Here is a 1,515-nt window from a genome sequence, read left to right on the forward strand (position 1 = left end):
TAGCCACCACCTTGGCGCGTCAGCGAGAGAAAGGGCGGGAAAGTTTCGCTTCGTCGCTACCTTGCTTGGCTTTGGCAATAGTTCCGCAAGATTACCTTTCCAGCGGGCTGGATTTTCACCTTTGCGGAACCCGGCCACAATAGCCCAACTCATAATAGCTTCTATTCGCCCACGTAGGCGAGATGCTGTTTCTGTCTTTGTGGTCCAGATAGGCTCTAGGGTACGCAGCACGTCACGTTCATCGACAAAATCCATATCCATCTTACCGATTACGGGCGAGGCATATTTATCGAGTGTCGCACGCCACTGTTTTGCATGCTTTTCGCTTCGGAATTCCTTTTCTTTGATCGCCATGTAATCTTCTACGGCATTTGCAAAAGTCAGAACTTCACGGTTAGCATGCATCTTTTTCTTTTCTTCTAAAGGATCAATTCCACGCCGAATGGACAATTTATTTTCCATCGCCTGCTCACGCGCCATCGCAAGCGAAACGACAGGGAAACTGCCCAAGCCAAGTTCGCAACGCTTTCCCTTGATCGTGATCCTTTGAATCCAGAATTTTCCAGATTTATCATCAACGCGTAGGAGCAACCCCATCCCACCGCCATCACGGTATTTACCTACATCAAGATGACCTCGTAGCATCGCGGCTGTTAAACGCTGCCCACGTGCGTTTTTTGTGGAATCGAACTTCATACTTCCCCCTCAAAGTGGCGGAAGGGGCTGGAACTAGCAAGATCATAAAGGACAATAAATACGATTTATCCGTTTATTAACATATACCTAAACGGAACACCTAAGATCACATAAAACCCTATGATGGCTGCCTGTCTGTCCGCCACAAAACCTTTTAAATTATTGAGTAATTTACCCGCAGGGGATTTCTATTGCCGGTCTAGTGACATTTTTTGTGCGGTGGTTTTAGGGTGGCGCAAGGTCTGCCCGTCAGCGACGCGAGCCACATGACAGGCCGGGAAGCCCCGCAGCGGGTCGGAAAACGCGGCCCCTGACAGCCTTGTGACGTGCTGCGCCCGTTCATCTAGCTTCGCTTCCCTCAACCACTGTGAAGGTCGTTGCGGGCGCGTTATGGGCCACCAGCAAGGGCAGACAGCCCAAGGCGGCCGCTTCCGGCAAGGTTGGGCGCAGCATCATCAAGTGCGACAGTCACAAGCTGCCCATACCAGCCCAATGGTCACATCCGGCAACAAGCGCGGCGTGCAGATCAGTCGGGACAGGATTGATACAATGATCCGCACTGCTCTTCGGGACGGGACCAACGACGGGTCGCTGCGCGCCGACCTGAATCCGAAACTTGCCAGTCTAGTAATCTTGGGGGCGGTCAACTGGGTCGGAATCTGGTTTCGGGAAACCGGCGATCAAAAGCCCGCCGATATCGCCCGAGAAGTCGTGCGGGAATCCCTGAAAGGGTATCTTTCAACCGCTTGAAGAGCGCCGCCCTCATGGTTTTCGGCCCGAACCTATAGGCTGCTATTTTGGCGTTATTGTGTAAATCGA

Annotated in this window: 2 protein-coding genes; one reads left to right on the forward strand and one right to left on the reverse strand. The window is 52.2% G+C overall.

All coding sequences use genetic code 11. From position 1 onward, the window contains the following. Window positions 1–696 (reverse strand): tyrosine-type recombinase/integrase (locus ABYT07_RS21010; protein ID WP_372993937.1); only part of this gene is annotated, 696 nt, incomplete at its 3' end. A 492-nt stretch (window positions 697–1,188) separates the two neighbouring features. Between ABYT07_RS21010 and ABYT07_RS21015 the strand changes: the two genes are divergently transcribed. Further along, the gene (locus ABYT07_RS21015; RefSeq protein ID WP_372993938.1) at window positions 1,189–1,446 is read left to right on the forward strand and encodes a hypothetical protein; all 258 of its coding nucleotides are present in this window, start codon (window positions 1,189–1,191) and stop codon (window positions 1,444–1,446) included. The last annotated feature ends 69 nt before the right edge of the window (window positions 1,447–1,515 follow it).

Source organism: Sulfitobacter sp., from assembly GCF_041552635.1.
GTDB lineage: Bacteria > Pseudomonadota > Alphaproteobacteria > Rhodobacterales > Rhodobacteraceae > Sulfitobacter.

What these genes read in the sequence shown, in the direction of transcription:
- ABYT07_RS21015 (WP_372993938.1), top strand. Translation starts at nt 1,189, where the DNA reads ATGGTCACATCCGGCAACAAGCGCGGCGTGCAGATCAGTCGGGACAGG.